General features: G+C 57.3%; 25 protein-coding genes. 11 read left to right on the plus strand and 14 right to left on the minus strand.

The genetic code is table 11. From position 1 onward, the window contains the following. The first annotated feature begins 1137 nt into the window (after positions 1-1137). From CAY53_RS12650 to CAY53_RS07945, 6 genes are all read left to right on the plus strand, one after another. Positions 1138-1527: a hypothetical protein gene (locus tag CAY53_RS12650; RefSeq protein WP_146106451.1), complete on the plus strand. Its 390-nt coding sequence runs from the start codon at positions 1138-1140 to the stop codon at positions 1525-1527. Then, positions 1514-1648 (plus strand): hypothetical protein, encoded by a 135-nt coding sequence (locus CAY53_RS13750; RefSeq protein ID WP_281261019.1) that lies wholly within the window; start codon positions 1514-1516, stop codon positions 1646-1648. Before CAY53_RS12650 ends, CAY53_RS13750 begins: the two co-directional genes overlap by 14 nt. A gap of 558 nt (positions 1649-2206) precedes the next feature. Continuing rightward, on the plus strand, positions 2207-2335 hold the full coding sequence (locus tag CAY53_RS13230) for an RHS repeat domain-containing protein (RefSeq protein ID WP_219842643.1): 129 nt from the start codon (positions 2207-2209) through the stop codon (positions 2333-2335). Between the two features lie 1047 nt (positions 2336-3382). After that, complete coding sequence (locus CAY53_RS07940; RefSeq protein WP_219842644.1) at positions 3383-4744, plus strand: transposase; 1362 nt, start codon at positions 3383-3385, stop codon at positions 4742-4744. A 90-nt stretch (positions 4745-4834) separates the two neighbouring features. Next, positions 4835-5392, plus strand: coding sequence for a hypothetical protein (locus CAY53_RS12655; protein WP_146106452.1), 558 nt, complete (start codon positions 4835-4837; stop codon positions 5390-5392). A 188-nt stretch (positions 5393-5580) separates the two neighbouring features. Further along, the gene (locus tag CAY53_RS07945; RefSeq protein WP_104936660.1) at positions 5581-6021 is read left to right on the plus strand and encodes a hypothetical protein; all 441 of its coding nucleotides are present in this window, start codon (positions 5581-5583) and stop codon (positions 6019-6021) included. Between the two features lie 127 nt (positions 6022-6148). Here the strand turns inward: CAY53_RS07945 and folK are convergent, their stop codons facing one another. The 11 genes from folK to argB all read right to left on the minus strand — a co-directional run bounded on the left by folK (position 6149) and on the right by argB (position 16795). Beyond that, complete coding sequence (gene folK / locus CAY53_RS07950; RefSeq protein WP_104936661.1) at positions 6149-6718, minus strand: 2-amino-4-hydroxy-6-hydroxymethyldihydropteridine diphosphokinase; 570 nt, start codon at positions 6716-6718, stop codon at positions 6149-6151. Then, a complete protein-coding gene (gene dapB / locus CAY53_RS07955) occupies positions 6715-7524 on the minus strand; it encodes a 4-hydroxy-tetrahydrodipicolinate reductase (RefSeq protein WP_104936662.1) in 810 nt (269 codons plus the stop codon). The genes folK and dapB overlap by 4 nt, the downstream gene beginning before the upstream one ends. Positions 7525-7533: 9 nt before the next feature. After that, positions 7534-8415, minus strand: coding sequence for a 4-hydroxy-tetrahydrodipicolinate synthase (dapA, locus tag CAY53_RS07960; protein WP_104936663.1), 882 nt, complete (start codon positions 8413-8415; stop codon positions 7534-7536). 56 nt (positions 8416-8471) lie between these two features. Continuing rightward, a complete protein-coding gene (dapF, locus tag CAY53_RS07965) occupies positions 8472-9326 on the minus strand; it encodes a diaminopimelate epimerase (RefSeq protein ID WP_104936664.1) in 855 nt (284 codons plus the stop codon). Positions 9327-9335: 9 nt separating this feature from the next. Beyond that, positions 9336-10394: a fibronectin type III domain-containing protein gene (locus tag CAY53_RS07970; protein WP_104936665.1), complete on the minus strand. Its 1059-nt coding sequence runs from the start codon at positions 10392-10394 to the stop codon at positions 9336-9338. Further along, entirely contained in the window at positions 10391-11800 is a 1410-nt protein-coding gene (argH, locus tag CAY53_RS07975) for an argininosuccinate lyase (protein WP_104936666.1), read from the minus strand. Before argH ends, CAY53_RS07970 begins: the two co-directional genes overlap by 4 nt. Next, the gene (locus CAY53_RS07980; protein ID WP_104936667.1) at positions 11797-12990 is read right to left on the minus strand and encodes an argininosuccinate synthase; all 1194 of its coding nucleotides are present in this window, start codon (positions 12988-12990) and stop codon (positions 11797-11799) included. The genes argH and CAY53_RS07980 overlap by 4 nt, the downstream gene beginning before the upstream one ends. 28 nt (positions 12991-13018) lie before the next feature. Beyond that, positions 13019-13936: an ornithine carbamoyltransferase gene (gene argF / locus CAY53_RS07985; RefSeq protein ID WP_104936668.1), complete on the minus strand. Its 918-nt coding sequence runs from the start codon at positions 13934-13936 to the stop codon at positions 13019-13021. Positions 13937-14087: 151 nt separating this feature from the next. Further along, positions 14088-14663: a manganese efflux pump MntP gene (locus CAY53_RS07990; RefSeq protein WP_104936669.1), complete on the minus strand. Its 576-nt coding sequence runs from the start codon at positions 14661-14663 to the stop codon at positions 14088-14090. Beyond that, positions 14664-15860 carry an aspartate aminotransferase family protein gene (locus tag CAY53_RS07995; RefSeq protein ID WP_104936670.1) on the minus strand — a complete coding sequence of 399 codons (1197 nt, stop codon included), beginning with the start codon at positions 15858-15860 and terminating at the stop codon, positions 14664-14666. A gap of 50 nt (positions 15861-15910) precedes the next feature. Continuing rightward, positions 15911-16795: an acetylglutamate kinase gene (gene argB, locus CAY53_RS08000; protein ID WP_104937496.1), complete on the minus strand. Its 885-nt coding sequence runs from the start codon at positions 16793-16795 to the stop codon at positions 15911-15913. Positions 16796-16952: 157 nt separating this feature from the next. On the opposite strand from argB, the gene lptA reads away from it, so the two are divergent. From lptA to rpoN, 3 genes are read left to right on the plus strand one after another with little or no spacing between them, the layout of a single operon-like run. Next, a complete protein-coding gene (gene lptA, locus CAY53_RS08005; protein ID WP_104936671.1) occupies positions 16953-17489 on the plus strand; it encodes a lipopolysaccharide transport periplasmic protein LptA in 537 nt (178 codons plus the stop codon). Positions 17490-17492: 3 nt separating this feature from the next. Further along, positions 17493-18224, plus strand: coding sequence for an LPS export ABC transporter ATP-binding protein (gene lptB / locus CAY53_RS08010; RefSeq protein WP_104936672.1), 732 nt, complete (start codon positions 17493-17495; stop codon positions 18222-18224). 6 nt (positions 18225-18230) lie between these two features. After that, positions 18231-19694: an RNA polymerase factor sigma-54 gene (gene rpoN, locus CAY53_RS08015; RefSeq protein WP_104936673.1), complete on the plus strand. Its 1464-nt coding sequence runs from the start codon at positions 18231-18233 to the stop codon at positions 19692-19694. Positions 19695-19783: 89 nt separating this feature from the next. Here the strand turns inward: rpoN and CAY53_RS08020 are convergent, their stop codons facing one another. Beyond that, positions 19784-21130, minus strand: a complete 1347-nt coding sequence (locus tag CAY53_RS08020; protein WP_104936674.1) for a class II 3-deoxy-7-phosphoheptulonate synthase — start codon at positions 21128-21130, stop codon at positions 19784-19786. A gap of 205 nt (positions 21131-21335) precedes the next feature. Here CAY53_RS08020 and CAY53_RS08025 point away from each other — a divergent pair, with 205 nt between their 5' ends. Together CAY53_RS08025 and CAY53_RS08030 are read left to right on the plus strand one after the other, a co-directional pair. Next, entirely contained in the window at positions 21336-22235 is a 900-nt protein-coding gene (locus tag CAY53_RS08025; protein WP_181040226.1) for a 50S ribosomal protein L11 methyltransferase, read from the plus strand. Between the two features lie 235 nt (positions 22236-22470). Next, positions 22471-24135, plus strand: coding sequence for an FAD-dependent oxidoreductase (locus tag CAY53_RS08030; protein ID WP_245874778.1), 1665 nt, complete (start codon positions 22471-22473; stop codon positions 24133-24135). A 511-nt stretch (positions 24136-24646) separates the two neighbouring features. Here the strand turns inward: CAY53_RS08030 and CAY53_RS13755 are convergent. Beyond that, entirely contained in the window at positions 24647-24775 is a 129-nt protein-coding gene (locus CAY53_RS13755) for a hypothetical protein (protein WP_281261021.1), read from the minus strand. A gap of 134 nt (positions 24776-24909) precedes the next feature. Continuing rightward, on the minus strand, positions 24910-25497 hold the full coding sequence (locus CAY53_RS08035) for an IS630 family transposase (protein ID WP_104935552.1): 588 nt from the start codon (positions 25495-25497) through the stop codon (positions 24910-24912). Between the last annotated feature and the right edge of the window lie 7 nt (positions 25498-25504).

Here is a 25504-nt window from a genome sequence, read left to right on the forward strand (position 1 = left end):
TGAGTAAAAACTTTGAAAGACAGAAGAGCCACTCACTGATTCTGCGCTAGTTTAAATTCGAAATTCCTGTAGCATCGACCAGAAATATAATTTTTCAACGGATTGTTAATGACCTGTATGTAATATAGTACGGTAGTTCATCTGCAGGAGTAGGTGTTAGTATATTAAAGTGCTATCAGAAGTGTATATGCTCATGAAATATTCAGTTTCAGAACTGTAAAATTTATATTTAATAGATAATAATTTAGTCATCGACTATTTTTGATGTTATTTCTGAAGATTGTTGCCAATAATACTTGGTATTATATTATTAATAAAAGAGCATATTATTTAAGCATTTTATTATTAATATCATTTAATATAATGATAATATATTTTCTCATAAATTTTGGTATGGATATCATATTTATAATAATAAGTTTTCTATTTTTTCTTATATTGATATTTTTTACTTTAGGTTTAAAAAAATATAGAAATGATGATAACTGCGCCAATTTTTTACCAACGATTTTCAAAAAAGATAGAATTATAAAATTAATCTTTGTATTATTAACCTTGTCAGTGATAATTTTATTTTTACTATTTATTTTTCTTATTTTATTTTTTGATATAGATGTGCTGATTGAATATATAGAATCATATTTTGAATACCTTATTATTGGACTTGGTATAACCATATTTCCATTTGTCCTGAAATATTATCAAGATTAAAATAGAAAAGAGAGTAAGGATTGACAATTACGATGCTGCAGGATGCTTGTTGTAGGAGGGTCTGTGCAACTTCACCTGGGATACCTTGGGACGACTGAAGACAGTCAGCCGGAATGGGCAGACGATAACCGGCTACGGCGATAACAGCCGGAAAACATATTTTATCATGCAATATTAGATTTCCATGCTTATGACTCAATACTGGCCGCATACAAAGCAGAATTTGAGAATAGATCAACATATGATGCATTGCATAATGATAAATTTATTAAAGGAACGAAGTAAAATTAAAAAAGAATTTGAAATAAATTATGTGTATAAATAAAAAAGTGCATGTTATACATCATGATTATATGCAAGATAGGTTGAATAATTTTATTGAAAAGTGAAACAGAGCTTGTACACTTGTCATTAACGAGGAGAATAATGAATAAAACTATTCTGTTAATAATATGTTTTTCTTTTATATCACTTGTTTTAGGTATTTTCACAGGCTATCGAATGAATCCAATAAATGAAGAAACTATAAATGATTTAGAAAGTTTTACTAAAGAATTAGATAAAATTAACAATACTGTTAAGGTTAATACAGATTTTTTCAAGACACAAATGTTTGTCTCAATTTTAATTGACTTGTCGACTAAGATAAAAAACGGTAAAAAAGAAGCTGCACTTGCAGTAATTGAAGGCGTATTAATAGATATACGATCCCAAATTATAGATAATGCAGAAGAGAAATTGAATGATGATGAAAAATTACTGCTTGAACTCATCAATAACCAAATAGCCAACGATAAAAAATTTGAAAGAAACTAGCCAACAACGAGAATTTTCTCTCGCCGAGTCGGGCTATGACGAAGCGAGGCATCTGGTGAGCCAGCGCAATGCCCTGTGCGAGCGGGCGGAGTTCTTCTGGGATGCGCTGACAGCCCGTTGAAAAAGTCGCAGCAGTGCACAATGCGAGTAAAAATTTTCGTCAGACAGAGCCACAACTCACTGATTCTACGCTAGTTGAAAATTGAAATTCCTGTAGAGTGGAACCTGAAATATAGTTTTTCAACAGCCTGCTGAACCGTCCGGTGCGTATCCAGTGGTCAGGCGCTGTGCGGCCGGTGGAGCTGCGCTGGGACCAGGGTACGGTTGGGCGTCTGACGGAGAACAGATGAGGAGTTTGAATGGCGCTTCAGCTACAACGTCTGGGCCGGGTGAGCAGGGGTAGGTGAGCAGGGACGGGACGAGCCGGACTGTGGACATCTGAGAAGAGGCCAAGGCGAGCTGAGCTGCAGCTCCTATCCCTCCGGCACGGTACCGCGCTGGCAGCCGTGATGCGGCGGGATGGATCAGCGGACTTCACTTTGGGGAACACGAGCTGGCCCGTGATATCTGCTATCTGCCCTTTGGCGAGGACCAGGTCCAACTCGGCACGGTGCAGAGCACCCTGCGCTTTCCTGGCCAGTACTATGACGCTGAAACAGGTCTCCACTACAACTGAAACATGTGCTATACTCTGGAAACCGGAAGGTATCTCGTACCCGATCCCTTTGGCCTTGAATGCGGGCTCAATCTCTATGCCTATGTAGAAAATGATCCACTGAACTGGCGCGATCCGGAGGAATTAATTTAGGTAACAACCGGCCACAATTACTACGGCATGAAGAATTGGGGCAGATGGTATTTGAATCGCTGGGGGCTCAGATAAGGAAAGAGATGGATTCAGCTTTTCCTGGAGCAGATCCAGACGAGTTGGTAGGATGAGAACATGATGTATTACAAGAACGGAGATCCGATCCCAATAATCCATGAAAAAATGATAAATTTCCATTGGAAAAAAGATAAGTCATGCAAAAATACAAAAATATTCTAAAACAGACACGAACTCGCGTTTGGAATGAAATTAATGTGTTTTGTGAAATATTTAAGCAAATAATAATTTCTCCTAATAATTTTTTTAAAGATTTGACGAACAAGAGAAAATATATCATATTCTTATTTATTATTAATTTTATCATTGTACTAGTAAAAAGTTTTTTCATAAGCAGAAACAATATAATATTTTTTGAAGATAAAATATTAGATAAAATATTTTCTTTTTTAGCAATTCCACAGGCTATTGTTATTATTACATATTTATCATTTTTTATTTTCTCAATAATATTTTTTATTATTTTAAAATATTCATCAAAAAATTCTTTATCTATTTATTTTTACCCTTCATTTTTGCTTTCGCTGATGTCTATAACTATTATTGGGATTATTGCGCATATAATCTCATTTCCCCTTAATTTTTTTGAAAAATCGTTAGTTTTATATATTAAATATATTTTTTACATATGGGTTATCTTTTTGAATATTTGGCTGGATTCTTGTTGTTTCACCTTATCTTATATTCCTTTCAATTCCTTGAATCTATGAATGCTTGATAAAGGATAATACAATATTGTTTGAAGCTTTTATTCAATTTGCAAGAATGCCGGTAAGAGCTCTATTAAAAAAATCAGCAGGAGTAAGGTACTCTAAATATTTGTTGGACTGAACATTCAACCATTTTGCTGCTTTCCTGAGCTTTTTTTCCGTGACCTTGCGCAAACCGATACCCCTGACAGCCCTTTGAAAAACTCTTCAGGCAAGGCATAATAGTGCACAGGCGATCAAATTGTGTTGAGGAGGCGTCATGAGTCTTGGCCGGAGGCAGGCAGAGCAGAAGAGCATGTGGCTGATCTATGATCAGCTGCCCCAAAGTCAGGGGCATGTCTTTTACGAGTGGCTGCAGAAGCTCCTGCACCAGAAAGCATTTGACGCCTTCCTCGAAAAGCTCTGTGCGCCCTTCTACGCCGAAAAACCCGGCCGCAGGTCCATCCCGCCGGGCCGCTATTTTCGCATGCTTTTGATCGGCTACTTCGAGGGCATCGACTCTGAGCGCGGCATCTGCTGGCGCTGTGCCGACTCCCTTTCTCTGCGCGAATTTCTCCAGCTCGGCCCCACCGAATCCGTGCCTGATCACTCCTCCCTGTGCCGTATCCGGGGGCGTCTGCCGCTGGAAGTTCATCACGAAATGTTTGTCTTTGTGCTGCGGATTTTGGAGCAAGCCAAGCTGCTGAACGGGAAATATCTGGGCATCGACGCCTCTAGCATGGAGGCGAATGCGGCCATGAAGAGCATTGTACGCCGCGATACAGGCGAGACCTACCAGGAAATGCTTGAACGCCTGGCTGAAGAGAGCGGCATCAGGACGCCGACCAGGGCGGAGTTGATCGCCTTTGACCGCAAGCGCCAGGAGAAAACGACTGCCAACAGGGACTGGCAATCGGGCACCGATGAGGATGCGCGCATAGCCAAACTCAGGGATGGCCGTACGCATATGGCGTACAGACCTGAGCATGTGGTTGATCTGGAATCCGGGGCGGTAGTTTCTGCGGTGATACACCCTGCGGATCGGGGCGACACCACAACGCTTGCCACCACACTTGACGACGCCCAGGCCAAGCTGTGCGCGATCAGGGACAAGGAAGACGCGCCCGGCATTGACGAGCCCTTTGCTCTGGTGGCGGACAAGGGCTGTCACAGCCGGAAGGTGCTGAAGGATTTGCCGGATGCCTGTACCAGCCGGATCAGCGAGCCGGCGCACAAGGGGCGATTGCGCTGGAAAGGCGACATGGATGCCCGGGAAGCGGTGTACGGGAACAGGAAGCGGATCGGTTCCGGTACGGGCAAGGCGCTTTTGCGGGCGCGGGGCGAGCGGGTGGAACGCAGCTTTGCCCACTGCCTTGACCGGGGCGGCATGCGGCGGGTGCATCTTTGCGGGCTGGCCAATGTGGAGAAGCGTTACATTATTCATGTTGCGGGGTTCAATTTGGGTATCCTGCTACGGGCCTTGTTTGGTTTTGGCAGCCCCAGGGGTTGGGCCGATGCCCCTGCGGCACTGCTTTTTGCCCGAATCGGCAACCTGAGCCTGCTCATATTGGTCATTTGGCTGCCGAATACGGCTGATAGTCCAGATTGTGTCATGATGGTCATTTCGAGATGGCACAACTGACACGCAGGGGCACAATCGTCCTCTTTGCAAACCGGTCGGGAAAAACAAGTTTCTTCAACGGGCTGATAAAATTGAATTCTGGATTGTATTATGAATAAAAAAGATGCGGTTTTTTATGAAATGTATCCTTATGGATACTGTTTTAAGGGAAATTTAACAATTCTAATTTGGATAACAAATGATAATGAAAGGGATTCCTTTCTTCTTGATAAAGATAAACAATTAGTAACATCAAGTAATATAGAAGGTTTTAGTAAGATTCTTGGAACTGATTTTAACAAGGTTCATTGGAATGAAGGATCATATATTGATTTCGACAAGTTTTTGATTTCATTAAAAACTTTGAAAGTTGATAAATCTTCATCAAAATCAACATGTATACGCTTATTAAATGGTTGGAATTTTATTGAAGACATATTGCATACATTTAACATGGTAGACGAAATAAAAAAATTAAAAACTCCTACTTTAAATAAGGTTTATGAAAAAATATTTCATGGCAATAATCTCCAATCAATTACACCAGAAGGTAAATCTTATAATCCTTTATGGACACGGAGTGAAATAAAGGAAGTGCGCGGTACATTTCTGGAAATATGGAATCTTTTGTTACAAAAAGGAATAATAAAACTATATGAATTATTATAAATGATTCTACGGAAGTCAGGCCTCTGGACTATCAGGCTGTTGAAAAACTATATTTCAGGTTCCACGCTACAGAATTTCAATTTTCAAGTAACGTAGAATCAGTGAGTTGTGGCTCTGTCTGACGAAACTTTTTACTCGCATTGCGCACTGCTGCGACTTTTTCAACAGGCTGCTATGGCTGGTTGTCTGTGCTGGGCGAGCAGGTGGTGGAGGCAGAGGGTAAGCTGACCCTGGTGCGGGCCGACGGCCGGCATGTGGCCTTTGCGGCAAACGCGGATGGCAGCTACACCGCGGTTCTGGGGGCCGGAGACCGGATCGTGCGCAACAATGGCGGGTTTCGGCTGCAGAAGGCGAACCGGGATCTGCGGGACTATGACGATCAGGGGCCTTTGGTGGCGGCGAGCCAGGCAGGGTGCCTGGGTTTTGTCTACATCTACAGCGGGAATGAGCTGAGCCTGATCAGGACAGTCTGGGGCGGGAGCTGCGTTTCAGCTACAGCGGGGGCGGGGTGGGCGTGCAGGGCGGTGTGGCACGGGTTGTTCGGGAGCAGGGGTCTGGCTGTTCGGCCTGCGGCGAGGAAACGGGTTCTTCCTGCGAGTACGGCGGCCGGCAGCAGACGGCCAGGGTGAGGGACGGCAAAGGGGGGATCACCAGCTCCAGCCATGTCGACCAGGGCAATCTGAGCAGACTGGTCCGGCGCGGCTCTGGGTATGGAGGCGATCAATGCGGGCTGGAACTACAGCCAGCCAGTCGGGTTCAGGGCACGGGATCGGGCCAGCGGTCTTTCTGCACCTGCTGACCGGCCCCTTCCAGGAGCTCCAGCAGTTCGCGCGCGCTTTGCCGCAGGAGTGGATGCTGCCAGTCCGGCAGGATTTCGGCCAGTGGCGCCAGCACAAAGAGTCGTTCGGCCAGGCGGGGATGGGGGAGGGTCAGAGTGGCCGTCTGCCGGCAAAGCCCGCCAAAAAAAAGCAGATCCAGATCCAGGGGCCGGTCCTGATGACCAGGGGCCTTGGGATCGCGTCTGCGGCCGTGGCGGGCCTCCAGCGTCAGCAGCAGTTGCAGGAGCTCGGAAGGATTCAGCCCTGATCCAATCAGGGCAACGGCGTTGACAAACTCGCCCTTGGACTGCATGTCCAGGGGCCTGGAACGCCAGGGGGAAGAAAGGGCAAGCGGCTGGATAGCCGGTATCGCGCCGAGTTCCTGCCAGGCAGCCAGCAGTGTCGCGGCCTTTGGGCCCAGATTGGCGCCCATGCCGATGCCGGCCAGCGAAAGGGCGGGACTGCCGCCACAGGCAGCGGACGGCAGTCCCTGTTTGGCAGCGGTCAATCGTTCAGACCCAGCACGTCGAACATGCTGTACATGCCCTTGGGTCTGCCCTTGACCCAGGCCGCAGCCCGGACGGCGCCACGGGCAAAGTTGTCACGGCTTGAGGCCTTGTGGGTCAGTTCCAGCCGCTCGCCCTGGCCGACAAAGTACACCGTGTGCTCGCCCACGATGTCGCCGCCGCGAATGGCCTGAATACCGATTTCCGCATCGGTGCGCGCGCCAATGATGCCGTTGCGCTCCCGCACCGCCACTTCGTCGAAATTGCGCTCCAGGCCCCGGGCCGCCATCCTGCCCAGGGTAATGGCCGTACCCGAAGGCGCGTCCTTTTTCAGGCGGTGGTGCAGCTCCAGAATCTCCACGTCATAGGCATTGCCCAGAATGCGGGCGGTTTTTTCCACCAGTTTGAAGAGCACGTTGACGCCGACAGCCATGTTGGCCGCGTGCACGCAGGGAAAGCTCTCCTGCGCAAGACGCGCCAGTTCCGCCTCCTCGTCAGCCGAGAGTCCCGTGGTGCCGACCACCATGGCGAGCCCACGCCTGGCCGCCAGCCGCGCAAAGCCGATGCTTGCACTGTGAAAGGTGAAGTCGATCAGGACCTCGCCCTTGTCCAGTACCGACTCCAGACCCGCGCTCAGCGGCACACCAATCGGTCCCAGACCGCAGACTTCGCCCAGGTCCCGGCCAATGGCCGGGTGACCCGGCGCTTCAAAGGCGCCGGCCAGTTCCAATTCCGGCATACTGTGCACGGTTCTGACGATTTGCTGTCCCATGCGGCCGGCCGCGCCGGCAACCAATACCCTGACCATGGCAGCTCCTCAGATGAGACCCAGTTCGCGCATGTCTTTCTCAAGCCGGGCGAGTGCGGGCTCGTCCATGGTGGTCATGGGCAGCCGCAGATCGGCAGAGGCGATTCTGCCCATCAGCTCCAGCCCTTTTTTCGCCGGGGCCGGGCTGGGATAGCAGAACATGGCGCCCATGAGATGGAACAGTTCGAAGTGCAGCCGGTTGGCCTCGGGCATATTGCCCTTCAGCGCTGCATCCATGAGCTTCGCCATTTTGCCCGGCTCCAGATTGGAGACCACCGAAATGACCCCTTTGGCGCCCAGATAAACCGAGGGCAGGGCGGTGAAGTCGTCGCCGGAGAGCACGATGAAATCCCTGGGGCAGCACAGGAGCAGCTCGCTGATCTGGGACAGGTTGCCCGAGGCTTCCTTGATGGCCACGACCTGCGGGATTTCGGCCAGCCGGGCCACGGTGGCGGGCAGCATGTTGATGCCGGTACGGCCGGGCACATTGTAGAGCACTATCGGAATATCCACGGCCCGGGCAATGGCCGCAAAGTGCTGGTACAGGCCTTCCTGACTGGGCTTGTTGTAGTAGGGCGTGACGGAGAGCACCGCGTCGGCCCCGCTTTTTTTCGCCGATTCGGTCAGCTCGATGGCCTCGAGCGTGTTGTTGGCGCCCGTGCCTGCAATGACCGGCACGCGGCCGGCCACAGTCTGCACGCAGAGGTCAATGACCCCTTTGTGCTCCTCAAAGCTCAAAGTGGCCGATTCGCCGGTCGTGCCGCAGGGCAGAAGAGCGTGAATGCCGCTTGCGATCTGGAATTCAATCAGGTCAATCAGGCTTTTTTCGTCGACCCGGCCGTTCTGCATGGGGGTGACCAAAGCGGTGATGGCGCCAAAAATGGGTTTCATGAGCGTTTGCCTCGCTGGATGATGGGTACGCGATTGCTGAAAAGGAATGGGGCTCGTTACGCGAGCGCTTCGGGCGTCAGCTCGCCCCTGTAAATCACATGGGCCGAACCTCTGAGCCGCAGGGCCGGCAGCCGCTCTCCGCCTTTTTCGGTGAACAGAATGTCCAGTTGGGCGCCGCCCGTGGTGCTGATCCTGACCGGTGGACTGCTGAGGCCCAGTTGCACCGCGATCAGGGCTGCGGCCACCGCGCCGGTGCCGCAGGCAAAGGTTTCGTCTTCCACCCCGCGTTCGTAGCTGCGGATGTGCAGGCCATCGTCAGCCAGGGCGACGAAGTTGACATTCGTGCCCTTCGGGCCAAAGGCCTCGTGAAAACGCAGGGCCCGCCCCAGGCTGCAGACATCGGTTCCGGCGAGATCCTCCACAAAAAGCACGGCATGGGGCACGCCGGTGTTGACGCTGTGCACGACATGGGGCCGGTCCGTCACCTGCAGCCGCCGGTTCAGGACCAGATCGGTGGCCGGCGTCAGGGACACGGTCACCAGCGTCTCGTCCACACTGGCCTCGATGAGGCCGGCCCTGGTCAGGAAACGCATGTGCGCCGCGGCGATGCCCTGCATGAAGGCGAAGCGGGCGGCACAGCGGGCGCCATTGCCGCACATCTCCGCTTCCGAGCCATCCGCGTTGAAAAAACGCCACTGGAAATCGGCCTCTTCGCTCCGTTCGATGAAGATCAGCCCGTCCGCCCCGACCCCGAATTTCGGCCGGCAGACCAGCCGCGCGAACTCGGCCATGTCCCTGGCCGCCACAAAGGCGCCCCGGTGATCGATCAGGACAAAATCATTGCCCGCACCGCTCATCTTCCAGAAGGGCAGGGGCCAGCGCGCGCTCAGGCATTCCTTGGCATGGGCCATGGCATCATCTTACTCTTCAGCCTGCACCTCGGCCGTGCGGGAGCTTTCGTTGGCCGGGTTCTGGCTGTCCACACTGGAAACCGAATAGTAGAGCGCCACGCCTTTGGGGGCACTCTTGTCGATGTACATATTGTAGGGCAGCTTGACCTCGCCGATTTTCCGGGCGCTCGTTTCGCCGGCTGCGCGGCGGTAGATGCGGTAACCGGCCAGATTCCCGGTCTGCGCATGGTTCCAGAAGACCTTGACCCCGGTGTCGGTGATCACCGCCTGCGGCGGTTCCGGCCGCCGCAGGGCTTCTCTGCCCTGCGATGTGGCGCTGGCCGTATCGCTCAGGCCGCCCTCGACCAGTCCCTGCTTGAGCACGCTCAGAGACTGCACCTGATAGGTGTAGCTCTGGCCGCTCTGCACCTTGCCGTCCGTGTACGTGGTCTCGCTGACCGGGGCGCCCAGCCGGGTGAAAGCGCCGTCATCCACCTTGCGCAGCACCTGGTAGCGCACCGGATGAGTGATTGCGGAGCCGTCCTGGTTTGTACTGACCGCAGTCCAGTTCAGCTGGTTTTTGCCGCGCACGCTGCGCACGAGCAGCCCCGTGGGAGCGGCCGCAGGCGTATCCCAGAGGAAGGAGACGACGTTGGAATCAGCCGATTCGGAGAGCCAGCCGTTGCTGCAGCGGATCTTGTAAAAATACATGTTGCCGGGCCGGAGTATGGGCTCGTTGTAGCTGCCTGTGCGCCCCCCCTTGTCCGGCAAGGCGCCGCCATCCAGGGTGACCGGAGCCAGAAAGGGAATGGGGCATTTTTCGCAGTAGTCGGCAACCGGCACCACAGCCCGGTAGAGCAGGAAATTGCGGACGCGGCCCAGATCCTTGCCGCTTACGGTCTTCTGGGGGTAGCTCCAGGTGAGGGTCGCGCCGTCCTTGCCCAACTGGTATTTCAGATCGGTGATGGCCTGGGGCACAAGGCGCTGCGGCGGCACCGGGTTGTTTTTATATCCGCAGGCCGCCAGGGGCAGGGCCAGTGCGGCGGCGAGCAGAACAGGGGCGCCGTGCTGAAAGCAAGATCTTTTCATGAGTGTATTCCCAGTTGTTGTTCGAGAGCGGCGAGCGCCTCTTCGACCCGCGCCCGCGCCGTGCCGCCGGCAGAGATCCGGCTGTTCACCGAGCCTTCGATACTCAGGCTGCTGCCAATGTCAGGCCCGATCAGCGGCGAAACGGCCTGCATCTCCGCGAGCGGCAGCTCGCTCAGCTCGCAGCCCAGTTCCTGGCAGCGGGCGACAATGCGGCCGGCCACGCCGTGGGCCTGACGGAAGGGCAGGTTTTTCTTCACCAGATAGTCGGCCAGATCGGTCGCGGTCATGAAGCCGCCCTCTGTGGCGGCCCGCATCTTTTCGGCATCGAAGACCGTGTCGCCCAGCATTTCGCAGGTGATGGCGAGGGAAGCCTTCACCGTATCCAGGGCGTCGAAGAGGGGCTCCTTGTCTTCCTGCATGTCGCGGTTGTAGCTGAGCGGCAGGCCCTTCATGGTCATGAGGAGCGACACCAGGGCGCCGGTCACCCGGCCGCTCTTGCCCCGCACCAGTTCGGGGATGTCCGGGTTCTTTTTCTGGGGCATCAGGGAGGAGCCGGTGCAGTAGCGGTCGCCAATACGGATAAAGGCGAACTCTTTCGTTGACCACAGCACCAGTTCTTCGGAGAGCCGGCTCAGGTGCAGTTGGACGAGGTTCAGGCAGAAGAGGGTCTCCAGCACAAAGTCCCGGTCCGCCACCGTGTCCATGGAGTTGACGCTGACTTCAGGAAAACCCAGATCCCTTGCCACCTGGTCCCGATCTATGGGCAGGCCGGTGCCTGCAATCGCCGCTGCGCCCAGGGGCAGCACATTGATGCGCTTCTTGCAATCCGCCAGGCGCCCGCGATCGCGGCCGAACATCGTGGCATAGGCCAGAAGATGATGGGCCAGTAAAACCGGCTGCGCCCTTTGCAGGTGGGTGTAGCCGGGCATGATCGTCCCCAGATGTTTCCGGGCCAGGGCGGCAAGGCGCCTCTGCAGGGCGGTCAGGAGGCCGTCCAGGGTCTCGCACTCGTCGCGCAGGTAGAGGCGCATGTCCAGATTGATCTGGTCGTTGCGACTCCGGGCCGTGTGCAGGCGCGCGCCGGCCTCGCCGATGCGATCGGTCAGCGCCTTTTCGATATTCATGTGAATATCTTCCAGCTCCGGCCGGAACCGGAAGCGGCCCGCCTCGATGTCGGCCTCAATGTCGTCCAGCCCCTGCAGAATGGCCTCGCCTTCCTCAGCGGTGATCAGCTGCTGCCTGACCAGCATGCGGGCATGGGCCTTGGAACCCATGATGTCGTGGTGGAAAAGCCGGCTGTCATAGTGGATGGACGTGGTAAAGTCCTCCAGACTGGCCGCTGCCTGTTCGGCGAAGCGGCCGCCCCAGAGCTTGTCCGAAGGGCTTCCTTTCGCGGGATCGTTCATTTGTTGCGCTGCAGGGCCTGGATGCGCAGCCTGAGGGCGTTCAGACGGATAAAGCCCGTGGCATCGCCCTGGTCATAGACATGGTCGGCCTCGAAGGTGACAAAGTCGTGGGCATAGAGGGAATTGTCGGACTTGCGGCCCACGGCCACACAGTTGCCCTTGTAGAGCTTGAGCCGCACCACGCCGTTGACCTGCGCTTGGGCGTCGTCCATGGTGCGCTGCAAGAGCTGCATTTCCGGAGAGAACCAGAAGCCGTTGTAGACGAGCCGGGAGTAGGTGGGCACCAGAGAATCGCGGATGGCCATGACCTCGCGGTCAAGGGTGATGGTCTCCAGGGCCCGGTGGGCGATGTGGAGAATCGTGCCGCCAGGGGTTTCATACACGCCTCTGGACTTCATGCCCACATAGCGGTTTTCCACCAGATCGAGCCGGCCAATGCCGTTGGCCGCCCCGAGCCGGTTGAGCCGCTGCATGATGGCCAGGGGCTCCAGATGCTCGCCGTCAATGGCACAGGGATCGCCGGCCCTGAACTCGATTTCGACATAGCTTGGCTTGTCCGGGGCTTTTTCCGGGGAGACGCTCCATTGAAACATGGACTCTTCCGGTTCGTTCCAGGGGTCTTCCAGCAGGTCCCCCTCGTAGCTGATGTGCAGCAGGTTGGCGTCCGAACTGTATTTTTTATTGGCAGTCGGCACGGGAATGCCATGCTTTTCCGCATAGGCCACGAGCCTGCTGCGGGAGTTCAGATCCCAGATGCGCCAGGGCGCAATGATCTGCAGATTGGGGTTTAAGGCCAGATAGCTCAGTTCAAAACGCACCTGATCGTTGCCCTTGCCGGTTGCGCCATGGCTCACCGTGTCCGCGCCTTCGGCCAGGGCAATGCGCACCTGCTCCTTCGCGATCAGGGGCCTGGCCAGCGAGGTGCCGAGCAGATACGAGCCTTCGTAGATGGCGTTCGCCCGGTAGGCCGGAAAGATGAAATCCCGGACAAACTCCTTCTTCAGGTCGGAAATGACCACCTTGGCCGCGCCGGTGGCCAGACCCTTTTCCCGCACCTTGTCCCAGTCTTCCTCCTGGCCGATGTCGGCGCTGTAGGCAATGACCGGGCAGCCGTACTCGTTGGCCAGCCATTTCAGAATAACCGAGGTATCCAGCCCGCCGGAGTAGGCGAGTACAATTTTCTTCGTCATGCCGAGTCCTTACAATCAAGCAGCCCTTTCAGACCGCTGTTTTCAAAATGAAATATTCCAGAATCGCCTTGTGCAGGTGCTTCTTGTTTTCCGCCTGATCAAAGGCCACGCTCTGCGGGCCCTCGAGCACCTCTTCGCTGATTTCCTCGCCACGGTGCGCAGGCAGACAGTGCAGGACAATGGCATCCTTTTCGGCCTGGCTCATGAGGGCCGCATTGACCTGATAATCCCTGAAATGCAGGGCCCTGCGCTGCTGTTCCTCTTCCTGGCCCATGGAGGCCCATACGTCCACGTTGATCACGTCCGCCGCCTTTACCGCCTCCACCGGATCGCGCATGAGCCGGATGCGGCCCGGCGCCCTGTCCATGGCCCACTGCAGGACCTCCCCGTCCGGGGCATAGCCCTGGGGGCAGGCCAGACGCAGATTGAAGCCAAAGATGGCGGCAGCCTCTATCCAGGTGTTGGCCATGTTGTTGCCGTCGCCGATCCAGGCGAAATCCAGCTTGTCCAGCGCACCTTTCTTTTCGGTCACGGTCAGCAGGTCGCTCAGGATCTGGCAGGGATGAAAGCGGTCGGTCAGGGCGTTGATGACCGGCACGCCCGCATAGCGGGCCAGCTCTTCCACCACCTCCTGGCCGAAGGTACGCACCACCAGGGCATCCGCGTAACGGCTCAGCACCCGGGCCATGTCTTTCAACGGCTCGCCCCGACCCAGATGGGAATCCTGCTTGGTCTGAAAGACGACCTGTCCGCCCAGGGCATACATGGCGGTTTCAAAGGAAACCCGGGTGCGGGTAGAGGCTTTTTCAAAAATCAGGCAGGCTATTTTGCCGGCAAGCGGCCTGCACTTGGTGTCGTTTTTCAGAACCCTGGCCCGCTCTATCCACTGGAGCAGTTGCTCTCTCGTGTGGTCGGACAGGGCCAGGAGGTGTTGCTCTTTGTGCATGTCCATCCTGCGTGGGCAATGGCCCAGGTTGTATTCATCGTCAGCCCGGAACCAGTGGCCGGGCCCTTTGCCGAATGTACATATTGATACCGAAAAAGCGCTGTTTTGCAAAGGCAAATATGAGCGGATTCCGGTACGCCGCCGCAGCCTGTCAGGGGGCGGACAGGCCCGAGAGCAGAATTTTTGTGCCCACGAGCATCAGGATCACACCGCCCAGCGCCTCCGCCCTGCCGCCCCAGGTCCTGCCGGCCCTGTGGCCCAGCAGGAGACCCAGAAGCGTCATCAGCGCCGCGACCACGCCGATGATGCAGGCCGGCCGCCAGATGCCCGTTCCCAGCAGGGAGAGACTCAGCCCCACGGCCAGCGCGTCGATGCTGGTGGCCAGCGCCAGCCCCAGAAGGGTTAGGCCCCGGCTGGGATCGACCGCTTTTTTCGCGGCTTCCGCCCCTTCCCTGCTGTTCAGCGCCCCGAAAAGCATATGGCCGCCAATGGCGGCCAGAAGGGCAAAGGCAATCCAGTGGCTGAGGCTCTGCACAAGGGTGCGCAGCGACAGCCCGGCCGTCCAGCCGATGACGGGCATCAGCGCCTGAAACAGGCCAAAGTGAAAGGACAGCCTGAAACAGGGCCGGAAAGCCAGGGGCCGGATATGCACGCCGGCCGCCAGGGCCACGGCAAAGGCATCCATCGCCAGGGCGAGCGCCAGCGTCAGCAGGGCGGGAAAGCTCATTTACGCCAGTTCGGCAAACACCGCTTCCAGCTCGCGGATCAGGGTATCGATGTCGTTTCTGGTGACAATGAGCGGTGGCACGAAGCGCAGCACCTGATTGCCGGTGAAGTTGATGATGAGGCCGCGCTCGAACATCCGGTTGACAATCTCCGCGCCATGGGCAATGCCCTTTTCGGTCAGTGTCAGGCCCAGGAGCAGGCCCCGGCCGCGCGCGCCGCTCGCGAACTGCGGGAATTTTTCGGCAAGCCCCTGCAACTCTGCCATGAAATACGCGCCCGTGTCCCGTACAGCCTCCAGAAAACCGGGGGCCAGGAGCTGGCGCAGAACCACGACGCCAGCCGCGCAGGAAACCGGGTTGCCGCCAAAGGTAGCGGCATGGGTGCCCGGGGTGAAGGCCGCGGCGATTTTCTCCGTGGTCAGCATGGCGCTCAGGGGCAGGCCGCTGCCCAGGGCCTTGGCCAGGGTCATGATGTCCGGCGTGACGCCCAGTTGCTCATGGGCAAAGAGCGTGCCCGTGCGGCCGAGACCGGTCTGTACCTCGTCGAAGATGAGCAGGAGGCCGTGCCGGTCACAGAGCGCGCGGATGCCCTGCAGATAGTCCTGAGACAGGGGCCGCACCCCGCTTTCGCCCTGGATCGGCTCGCAGAGAATGGCGCAGGTCTGCGGGCTGATCAGTGCCTCCAGCGCCTGCAGGTCGCCGAACTCGGCGTTGATGAAGCCTTCGGGCATGGGCTCGAAGCCCCTGTGAAAGTGCGGCTGGCCGGTGGCGGCCACAGCGGCCAGGGTCCGGCCATGGAAAGAGCCCAGGAGCGAAATGATTTCGTATTTGCCTGGCGCGCTGTAGATGCGCGCGAGCTTGATGGCCGCCTCGTTGGCCTCGGCCCCGGAGTTGGCAAAAAAGACGCGGTCCGCAAAACTGTTCCGCACCAGCAGCTCGGCCAGTTCTATCTGTGGCCGGGTGTAGAAGAGATTGCTCACGTGCACCAGCTCGCCGGCCTGATTGCGGATGGCCCTGGTCACCTCCGGCTGGCAGTGGCCCAGGACGCAAACCGCGATCCCGGACAGGAAATCCAGATATTCCTTGCCGTTTTCGTCCCAGAGGCGGCAGCCTTCGCCGCGCACCATGGCGGCCGGAAAACGTCTGTAGGTGTGAATGAGCACCTGCTCGCCCCGTTCTATCCATTCGCTGTTGTTCATCTCGTGTTGTCCCTGCAGTTGTGTGCCAAGTCTTTTCGGTCCATGCCGTCTCAGGCGACCAGTTCGGTGCCGATGCCGGTGTGTGTGAAAATTTCCAGTAAAATCGCGTGTTCCTGGCGGCCGTCAATGATGTGTGCCTTGCTCACGCCGCCGTTCAGCGCCGCCTTGCAGCAGTTGACCTTGGGAATCATGCCGCCCTGAATCACGCCTTCTGCGATAAGGGGATCGATCTGCTCCCGGTAGATGGTCGAGATCAGCTCGCCCTGGCTGTTCCTGACGCCGGCCACGTCGGTCAACAGGATCAGCTTGAGCGCCTTCAGCTCGGCCGCAATGGCGCCTGCCACCAGGTCGGCGTTGATGTTGAAGGCCTGACCGTCTCCGCCCACGCCCACCGGCGCGATCACCGGAATGAAGTCCTTTTCCTGCAGGGTGCGCAGCAGCTCCGGATTGACCCGGGTCACTTCGCCGACCCGCCCCAGGTCAATCAGCTCCGGCGGCCGATTTTCCGTGGCCGGTGCGTGCATGTCCATTTTTTTGGCCTGCACCAGATCGCCGTCCCGGCCGGAGAGCCCCACAGCCTTGCCGCCGCAGTGGTTGATCAGGCTGACGATTTCCTTGTTGACCTTGCCGACCAGCACCATTTCGACCACATCCATGGTTTCGCCGTCCGTCACCCGCATGCCCTGAATATAGTTCGGCTCGATCTGCATCTTGCCGAGGAAGCGGTTGATCTGTGGGCCGCCGCCGTGCACCACGACCGGCCGGATGCCGATATACTGCATGAGAATGACATCCAGGGCGAAGTTGCGTTTCAGCTCCTCGTCCACCATGGCGTGGCCGCCGTACTTGATGACCAGGGTTTTGCCGCTGAACTCCCGCAGATAGGGCAGGGATTCCACCAGCACCTTGGCCTTGGCTATTCCGTCGTTGGGCATGTGCATTTTTGGCAACAGGGGTTTGGGTTGTGGCTTGAGTCCGGCATCTCCCCTTTACATTTTTTTGCCGGCAAAGTAAAATTCTTTCCCAATGCAAAAATCAAACCTGATCGCTCCCATTAATCGTTTTTTGCCTTTTCCTTTATGAGGCTTTGCTATGCACCTTTTCTCCTTTGTTGTCTCTCCTGCAGCAGGCCGCTGTGTCCGGAACATGGCCGCCTTTGCCCTGGCGGCCGCTCTGGGGCTGGGCGCCTTTGGCCCGGAGGCTGCCAGGGCCGATGACGCGCCGATCGATATCGAGGCCGACCGGATGGTTTCCCGGGAGAACGAAAATGCCGTGGCTTTTTTGGGCAAGGTGGTGGCCAGGCAGGGGCCCATGACCATCCGTGCCAGCAGCATGACCGTCTACTACGACAACAGCGCGAAAGGCGACAAGGCGGCAGGCCAGATCGACCGGCTGATATGCCAGCGCGATGTCAAGATCACCCAGGGCGACTGGCTGGGCACCGGCGACAGGCTGGACTACTTTGCCAAGACCCGCAAGGCGGTGCTGAGCGGCAATGCCAAGGCATGGAACGGCCCCAACATGGTTTCCGGCAAGACCATCACCTACTTCATGAACGAGAAGCGCTCGGAGGTGGATCGGGACGACGGCCCCGTGCGCGCCGTGTTCCGGGCCGGAACGGGTCAGTGATCCATGCCGGGCGATTCGGTGCTTGAAACCCGGAGCCTCTGCAAGGAGTACCGCAGACGGCGGGTCGTGGACAATGTCAGCCTCCAGGTGCGTCATGCCTCGGTGGTGGGTCTGCTTGGTCCCAACGGCGCCGGCAAGACAACCACCTTTTATGCCATTGCGGGCTTTGTCCGCCCCACCACGGGCGCAATTTTTCTGGACAATCGGGATATCACCTCATTGCCCATCCACAAGCGGGCCCATCTGGGCATTACCTATCTGGCCCAGGATTCCTCGATTTTCAAAAAGCTCACGGTCGAGGAAAATGTCCGCATTGTCCTGGAGCCTCTGGGCCTGCCCCGCAACGAAATCAACAACCGCATCTGGGATCTTCTGGCCGAACTCAAGGTCGAGCATCTGGCGGGCAACAAGGGCAGCACCCTTTCCGGCGGCGAGCGGCGGCGGGTGGAGATCATCCGGGCCCTGGCCACCCAGCCCCGCTTCATTCTTCTGGACGAACCCTTTGCCGGGGTCGACCCGCTTTCCGTGGCCGACCTGCAGCAGATCATCCGTCAGCTCAAGGAACGGGGCATCGGCGTACTGATTTCGGATCACAACGTGCGCGAAACCCTGCAGGTCTGCGATTTTGCCTATATCATGAACAGCGGCCAGGTACTCACGAGCGGAGTGGCGCAGGATATCACGGCAAGCGTGGTGGCGCGCAAGATGTATCTGGGCGACAACTTCCACATGTAAAGGTCCATGGCTCTGGAACTCAGGCAAAGTCTGAAACTGGCCCAGAAACTGGTGATGACCCACCAGCTCAAGCAGGCTATCAGACTTTTGCAGTTGGGTCGGCTGGAACTGGCCGACACGCTGAGGGCAGAGATGGAACAGAATCCCATGCTGGAAGAGGCGCTGCCCGAGCTGGAGGAGGGCGGCCATCCCGAATCCCTGTCCGCCACCGAAGAAGCTCCTGTCGAAGAAGAGCCCACCACTGCCAGGGTTGACGGCAGCGCGCCCTCGGATATTGGCGAGGTCAACTGGAACGACTATGCCAATACATTCGACTCCGATCTGTCCTTTGCCCATGAGACGCCGGCGGCCGACGCGCCGTCCCAGTTCGATTTCATCTCCGTACAGCCCGGCATTGCCGAGCAACTGGCCTGGCAGCTCATGCCCCTGCAGTTGAACGGGCTGGACCGGCAACTGACCGGCTTTATCATCGGCAATCTGGACCGGCACGGCTATCTGAAGCTGGACCTGCCCGATATAGTGGCTGCCTGTCACTGCGCTCTGGCAGAGGCGGAAGGCGCCCTGCGCCTTGTGCAGAGCCTGGAGCCGGCCGGCATCGGCGCCAGGGATCTCAGGGAATGCCTACTCCTGCAACTGGAGCGTCAGGAAGAGGAAGACGAGCTGGCCATCCGCATTGTGGACAGGCATATGGCCAGCCTGGAAAGCCGCAACTTCGGCGCCATTGCCCGCGATCTGGGCGTGACCCAGCATGCGGTGCTCGATGCCGTGGCCCGCATCCGCGGGCTCGATCCCTTTCCGGGCAACGAGTACGACAACGGCGCCGTCAACTATGTGACGCCGGATGTGTATGTGTTCAAGGTGGATGACCAGTTCGTCATCCAGATGAACGACGAGGGGCTGCCGAACCTGCGCCTCTCTGAAGCATACCTGCAGCTCCTGAAGAACAGGAAGTCGCTGCCTGCCCAGTCCCGCTCCTTTTTGCTGGAGAACAAGCGCAATGCCGAGTGGCTGCTCAAGTCCGTGGAACAGCGGCAGCACACCCTCTACCGGGTGGTGGAGAGCCTGCTCAAATTCCAGCGCGAGTTCTTCGAGCAGGGGCCGCTCAGCATGAAACCGCTGGTGCTCAGGGATGTGGCCGAGGACATCGGCATGCACGAGTCCACCATCAGCCGGGTGACGGCCAACAAGTACGTGCACACGCCCCAGGGCATCTACGAGCTGAAATACTTTTTCACCTCGGCGGTCACCAACGCGGACGGCAGCACCGTGGGCGCAGAGGCCATCAAGACGCGCATCCGCCAGTTGGTGAGTGCCGAAGACCCGGCCAAACCCCTTTCCGACAACCGCATTGCCGAACTGCTGGCCCAGGAGGATATCGAGGTGGCCCGCCGCACCGTGGCGAAATACCGCGAGCAGTTGAAAATTCTGCCGGTCAAGCACCGGCGGGTGACGACCGCCAGGCATGCATAGCGGTGTCCGGGACAAAGAGGCGGCAACGAAAGCGGCGGGGGACTGCGCCGGGCCGGCCTCTTTGGCAGGCCCTTGCCGCAGCCCTGGCTTCAGCTCCTGATCATCTCCGCGATCTGGAAGGCCATTTCGAGCGACTGCTCCGCGTTCAGGCGCGGATCGCAGGTGGTGAGGTAACGCAGATTCAGTTGTTCGGCCGAAAGCTGGCGTCCTCCGCCGATGCACTCGGTGACATTGTCGCCGGTCAGCTCGAAGTGCACGCCGCCCGGAATCGTGCCCTCGGCCCAGTTCAGCTCGAAGAAGCACTGCAACTCCGAAAGAATGTCGTCGAAGCTCCGCGTCTTGCGGCCCGATTCTGCGCTGAAGGTGTTGGCGTGCATGGGGTCGCAGGTCCAGATGACGTGGCAGCCCGCCCGTTTGACCGCCCTCAGCAGTGGCGGCAGATGCTTTTCGACAACCCCTGCGCCGAAACGGGTGATGAGCGTGATGCGGCCCGGCTCGTTCTCCGGGTTCAGCCGCTCGATGAGGGCGAGCATGGTGTCCGGGTCATGGTCCGGCCCGACCTTGATACCCAGGGGATTGCGCACCCCGCTTAGAAATTCCACGTGCGCGCCGTCCAGTTGCCGGGTGCGGTCGCCGATCCACAGCATGTGGGCCGAACAGTCGTACCAGCCGCCCGCTTCGGTGGAATCTTCCCGGGTCAGGGCCTCCTCGTAGCCCAGAAAGAGCGCTTCGTGGGAGGTGAAGAACTGCACCTCCCGCATCTGCGGCGTGTCTGTCGGGATGCCGATGGTTTCCATGAATTTGATGGCATCGCCGATGCGTTTGGCCATGCGCTCGTAGTTGCGGCCCATGGGCGACTGCTTGACGAATTTTTGATTCCAGGCCTGCACCCGGTGCAGCGAGCCAAAGCCGCCGCGGGTGAAGGCGCGGAGCAGGTTCAAGGTGGCGGCCGACATGTGGTAGCCCATCAGAAGCCGTTCCGGGTTGGGCACCCGGGCCTCTGGCGTCGCCTCGATGGAGTTGGCCATATCGCCGCGATAGCTGGGGATGTTCTCGCCGTTCACGGTTTCGGTGTCACTGGAACGCGGTTTGGCGTATTGCCCGGCGATGCGGCCCACCTTGACCACCGGCTTGTTGCCGGCATAGGTGAGGATGACCGCCATCTGCAGCAGGACCTTCAGGGTCTCGCGGATGTTGGGGGCGGTGCAGCGGGCGAATTCCTCAGAACAGTCGCCGCCCTGGAGCAAAAAGGCCCTGCCCGCCGCGACCTGGGCCAGCCGTGCCTTCAGATCCCGGATTTCACCGGCAAAAACCAGGGGGGGCAGGGCCGAGAGGCTGCGGACGACCTTTTCGTACTGCTCCCTGTCCGGCCAGCCAGGCTGTTGCAGGGCGGTTTTGTTTCTGTAGCTCGTTTTCGACCAGTTTTTCATGCTCATCCGTGCTGATGGTTGTTTTATACTGTGCAGGCCATCTTTGGCCCTGGCCTTCGTTGTCGGGCTGCCTCGCAGGCCAGGGCCGGCGAGAGAGCGACTGAGAACGCCGCAAACGGGTGCTGGCTGCCGGCGTGCATGCAGGATTTTCAAAACGAGTAGGTAGCCCGGCACACTGGCCTTGTCAACCTCAATGCTTTTGCAGGAACTCATGGAACAACAAAAACAGTGGTTGAAACTCAGCTTTTTTTGCCCGCTTGAGCTGGCCGAGGCGGCCAGCGATGTGCTGGCGGTAAAAAGCGGCAACGGGGTGGAACAGAGCCCGGAACAGGACAGCGCCTGCGTGCTGGCTGGATTTTTTGCGGTGCACGATGCAGATGAAGTCCGCCTTGTGGCTGCGGATGTCGGGGCGGCCCTGGCCGCTCTCTTTGCACTCTACGAGCGGCCCGCGCCGGAGCTGGAGCGGCGGATGCTGCAGGATGAAGACTGGGCCACGAGCTGGCAGCGATACTTCAAGCCCTTTGCGGTGGTGCCCGGGCTGATTGTCAGGCCCTCGTGGGAGAGCTATGCGGCCGGGCCCGGCGAACGGGTTCTGGAGATGGATCCGGGCATGGCCTTTGGCACGGGTCAGCATGCCTCGACCCGCGGCGCGCTGACTCTGATGCGGCAGGCGCTCGGAGCCCTGCCGCCGGAGGTGGAGCAGCGGGCCCTGGATGTGGGCACCGGCACCGGGATTCTCGCCATGGCCGCAGCCCTCTGGGGCATGCCTGCCGTGCTGGCGCTGGACAATGATCCGGAGGCGGTGCAGGTGGCTGCTGAAAACGTGGCCCGGAACGGGCTCGCGGCGCAGATTCGGGTGGCCCTGACTCCGCCTGCCGCGCTGAGCGGCAGCTTTGCCCTGGTGACGGCCAACATTGTGCACGACGTGCTGGCGGCCATGCTGGCCGATCTGACCCGGCTTACGGCCCAGGGCGGTTTTCTGATCCTGGCCGGCATTCTGGCAGGCGGGCAGGAGGCAAACATTGTGCGGCTCTATGGAGATTGTGGTTTTCATCTGGTCGAGGCCAAGTATGAGGACGAGTGGGCAGCACTGCTCCTCAGGCGGGGCTGAGCCGCTTTTTTCCTTGAACCGGCGGGTCAGGCCCGTCAATATGCAGTACACTGCGGGCCCTGAACTGAAAGCGGCGCCCACTGGCAGGGGCGCCCCGGAACGGCTGCACTGCGATACAGTGAGCGTACACAGGCCCTTTGCGGTATCCTGCGGTATGCTGTCCTTGCATGGACGCCCCATAAGCCCCGGAGCGGCGGGGCGTCTCCTTTTCCACTCATAATACATGGAGGTCATCATGGCGAAAACGGTGATTGTCGGCGGCGTTGCGGGTGGTGCGAGTTGCGCGGCCCGGCTGCGGCGACTGGATGAACAGGCGGAAATCGTGCTCCTGGAGCGTGGCCCTTATGTTTCCTTTGCCAATTGCGGGCTGCCCTATCATGTGGGTGGCGTGATTCCGGAGCGGGAATCCCTTATCGTGCAGACGCCGGAAATCCTGCATGAGCGCTTCAATCTGGATGTGCGCGTGCAGAACGAGGCCCTGGCCATTGACCGCAAGGCCAAAACCGTCGTCGTGCGCGACGAAACGGGCAGGGAGTACAGGGAAAGCTATGACACCCTGGTGCTTGCCACCGGCTCTTCGCCACTCAGACCCCCCATTCCGGGCATCGAGGCCCCGCGCATCAAAACCCTGTGGAGCGTGCCGGATGCGGACGAGATCAAGGAACTGCTGACGACTGTGGCGGTCAAATCGGCGGCTGTTGTCGGCGGCGGCTTTATCGGGCTGGAAATGGCCGACAACCTGCATCACGCAGGCCTCAGGGTCAGCATCATCGAGGCCCTCGATCAGGTCATGGCGCCCCTGGATTATGAAATGGCCCTGCTGCTGCACGAAAATATCCGCAAAAATCAGGTGGACCTGCATCTGGGCGATGCGGTGGCCTCCTTCGAGGACCGGGGCGAGACCGTGGTCGTGCATCTCAAGAGCGGCAGGAGCGTGGAAGCCGGCCTGGTCATCCTCGCCATTGGCGTGCGGCCCAACAGCCAACTGGCCAGGGACGCGGGCCTGGAGCTGAACGCGCGCGGCGGCATCGTGGTGGACGAGCACCTGCGCACCAGCGACCCGTCCATCTACGCGGTGGGCGACGTGATCGAGGTGAAGGACTTTGTCTTCGGCGATCGCACCATGATCCCCCTGGCCGGCCCGGCCAACAAGCAAGGCCGCATCGCGGCCAACAACATCGCGGGCGAGGCCTGCATTTACGAAGGCACACAGGGCACGTCGGTCGCCAAGGTCTTCAGTCTCAGCGCGGCCTCCACCGGCGCCAACGAGAAAAGCCTCGAGAGGCGCGGCCTGCAGCGCGGCAGGGACTACGAAAGCATCATCATCAGCCAGGATTCCCACGCCGGCTACTATCCGGGCGTGGTGCCGCTGATGCTGAAACTGATCTTTTCCAGGGACGGCAGGAAGATTTACGGTGCGCAGATTGTGGGTCGCGACCTTGTGGACAAGCGCATCGACACCATTGCCACGGTGATGCGTCTGGGAGGCAGCGTGCTCGATCTGGCCCGGCTGGAGCTGGCCTATGCGCCGCCGTACTCCTCTGCCAAGGATCCGGTCAACATGCTGGGCTTTGTGGCCGAAAACCTCCTGAGCGGCAAGGTAGCCATCTCGGCCTGGGACGAGCCGGAAAAGGACGGGGAAGCGCTCGTGCTGGACGTGCGGGAAGAAACCGAACAGATGGCCTACAAGACGCCGAATTCCATTGAAATGCCGCTGAGCGAACTGCGCGTGCGCCTGAAGGAACTGGATCCGGAGAAGCGCTACATCATCATGTGCGGCATGGGGATACGTTCCTATGTGGCCCAGCGGATTCTGGCGCAGAATGGCTTCAAACGCCTCACCGTCTATCCCGGCGGCGTGCGCTTCTACCAGCCCACGCATGACGCGGCAAACAAATAGAGCGACCCGGCAGTCTTGGAGCCGCTTTTCTGCAAAAGCCGCCCGAGTCACTCGTGCATTTAAGAGACAGGCAGTGGTGCAGGAGCACGGGGTGCTCCTGCACTCCCTGGCGGGCGAGTTATGGATTCTGCACCCTAACAGTCCGTTGAAAAAGCGGAGAGCATGGTGCACATTGCGAGTAAAAACCTTGTAAGTCTGAAGAGTAACTCATTGATCCTGTGTTACGTGGAATTTGAAATTCCTGTAGCTAGAACCTGAAATATAGTTTTTCAACGGGCCGTTGAGGAGAGGTGAAACTGTTTACCCGCAAATTTCAGACAATCGACAGCACCGAAACTGGTCGGCGCTCCTGTGTCATACAGCCATAGCTTGTCTTCAAGTTTCACAAACAGGTGACCATTATTGAAAATAAGGGGCAGTGTGAACATGAATTTTTTTGTCAAAGGGATGCATGCACCAGTCCTGGGTATGAAATGGGCCAGTTCCAGTAGAATGACTTGTGGTTTGCGTGTTATAAATATTGTTTGAAAAAAGATAAAACCTTTGTTTTGTAATGATTTTCATCAAAGCAGCTAAAGTCCACATGCGCTGCACCATTAACTACCCAAAATTGTTTCGGTTCCTTGGCTTGTTCAAACATACGTTTTGATTCCGCCAGGGTTGTATATTTGTCAGCAGAGCCACAAATCACAAGAACTGCACCTTTTATATTCTTTATGCGCTCAATAGGGTGAAATCGATTTATATCGATATTTAATCTGTACTTAGAGCGTTTTAACTTTGAAAATTACTATACCCACATGAAGCGAACCAGCCTTTGGCATCGCTTGCGGTGACCTTGTCCAGGGCCTGGCCAATGGCGGTAAAAAGCTCGTCTGTGTTCCATGCTTTGAAGCCTCGCAAAAGCTGTTTCACCTTGCTCCACATCTTTTCTATCGGGTTCAAATCCGGGCTGTACGCAGGCAGGAAAAGCACTCGTGCTCCGCGCGCTGCAATCGCCTGCTGCGCTGTCGGAGATTTATGCGCACGCAAATTGTCCATCACAACCACATCACCCTCTTTCAGCGCAGGCGCAAGACTCTCCTTTACGTATGCTTCAAAGGTGCGCCTGTCCAACGCGCCAGCAAACACCAGACATTCCGTGGTGCCATCAAGGCGAATGGAGGACAGCATGGTCACCGTTTTCCAGCGACCATCCGGCGCATGGTCGAAGCACCGCTCGCCCAGAGGCGCACGACCGTACAGGCGCGTCATATTCGTTTTTGCGCCGCTTTCGTCCAGAAACACCAGATGCTCGCACGGCGTTTCATCCTGCACCCTGCGCCACTCTTCACGGGCCTGGACAATGTCTGCCCGTTCCACCTGTTCA

Origin of the sequence: Desulfobulbus oralis (assembly GCF_002952055.1) — a bacterium.
GTDB lineage: Bacteria > Desulfobacterota > Desulfobulbia > Desulfobulbales > Desulfobulbaceae > Desulfobulbus > Desulfobulbus oralis.

Bases quoted from the DNA above. Each gene is read 5' to 3' on its own strand.
- CAY53_RS13755 (WP_281261021.1), bottom strand. From the start codon at position 24,775: ATGTTTGAACAAGCCAAGGAACCGAAACAATTTTGGGTAGTTAATGGT.
- CAY53_RS12655 (WP_146106452.1), top strand. From the start codon at position 4,835: ATGAATAAAAAAGATGCGGTTTTTTATGAAATGTATCCTTATGGATAC.
- lptB (WP_104936672.1), top strand. From the start codon at position 17,493: ATGCCGGGCGATTCGGTGCTTGAAACCCGGAGCCTCTGCAAGGAGTAC.
- rpoN (WP_104936673.1), top strand. From the start codon at position 18,231: ATGGCTCTGGAACTCAGGCAAAGTCTGAAACTGGCCCAGAAACTGGTG.
- CAY53_RS07940 (WP_219842644.1), top strand. From the start codon at position 3,383: ATGAGTCTTGGCCGGAGGCAGGCAGAGCAGAAGAGCATGTGGCTGATC.
- CAY53_RS07970 (WP_104936665.1), bottom strand. From the start codon at position 10,394: ATGAAAAGATCTTGCTTTCAGCACGGCGCCCCTGTTCTGCTCGCCGCC.
- CAY53_RS07995 (WP_104936670.1), bottom strand. From the start codon at position 15,860: ATGAACAACAGCGAATGGATAGAACGGGGCGAGCAGGTGCTCATTCAC.
- CAY53_RS07980 (WP_104936667.1), bottom strand. From the start codon at position 12,990: ATGACGAAGAAAATTGTACTCGCCTACTCCGGCGGGCTGGATACCTCG.
- dapF (WP_104936664.1), bottom strand. From the start codon at position 9,326: ATGGCCCATGCCAAGGAATGCCTGAGCGCGCGCTGGCCCCTGCCCTTC.
- CAY53_RS08025 (WP_181040226.1), top strand. From the start codon at position 21,336: ATGGAACAACAAAAACAGTGGTTGAAACTCAGCTTTTTTTGCCCGCTT.
- dapB (WP_104936662.1), bottom strand. From the start codon at position 7,524: ATGGTCAGGGTATTGGTTGCCGGCGCGGCCGGCCGCATGGGACAGCAA.
- dapA (WP_104936663.1), bottom strand. From the start codon at position 8,415: ATGAAACCCATTTTTGGCGCCATCACCGCTTTGGTCACCCCCATGCAG.
- argB (WP_104937496.1), bottom strand. From the start codon at position 16,795: ATGCCCAACGACGGAATAGCCAAGGCCAAGGTGCTGGTGGAATCCCTG.
- argH (WP_104936666.1), bottom strand. From the start codon at position 11,800: ATGAACGATCCCGCGAAAGGAAGCCCTTCGGACAAGCTCTGGGGCGGC.
- lptA (WP_104936671.1), top strand. From the start codon at position 16,953: ATGCACCTTTTCTCCTTTGTTGTCTCTCCTGCAGCAGGCCGCTGTGTC.
- argF (WP_104936668.1), bottom strand. From the start codon at position 13,936: ATGCACAAAGAGCAACACCTCCTGGCCCTGTCCGACCACACGAGAGAG.
- CAY53_RS08020 (WP_104936674.1), bottom strand. From the start codon at position 21,130: ATGAGCATGAAAAACTGGTCGAAAACGAGCTACAGAAACAAAACCGCC.
- CAY53_RS07990 (WP_104936669.1), bottom strand. From the start codon at position 14,663: ATGAGCTTTCCCGCCCTGCTGACGCTGGCGCTCGCCCTGGCGATGGAT.
- CAY53_RS13230 (WP_219842643.1), top strand. From the start codon at position 2,207: ATGTGCTATACTCTGGAAACCGGAAGGTATCTCGTACCCGATCCCTTT.
- CAY53_RS12650 (WP_146106451.1), top strand. From the start codon at position 1,138: ATGAATAAAACTATTCTGTTAATAATATGTTTTTCTTTTATATCACTT.
- CAY53_RS08030 (WP_245874778.1), top strand. From the start codon at position 22,471: ATGGCGAAAACGGTGATTGTCGGCGGCGTTGCGGGTGGTGCGAGTTGC.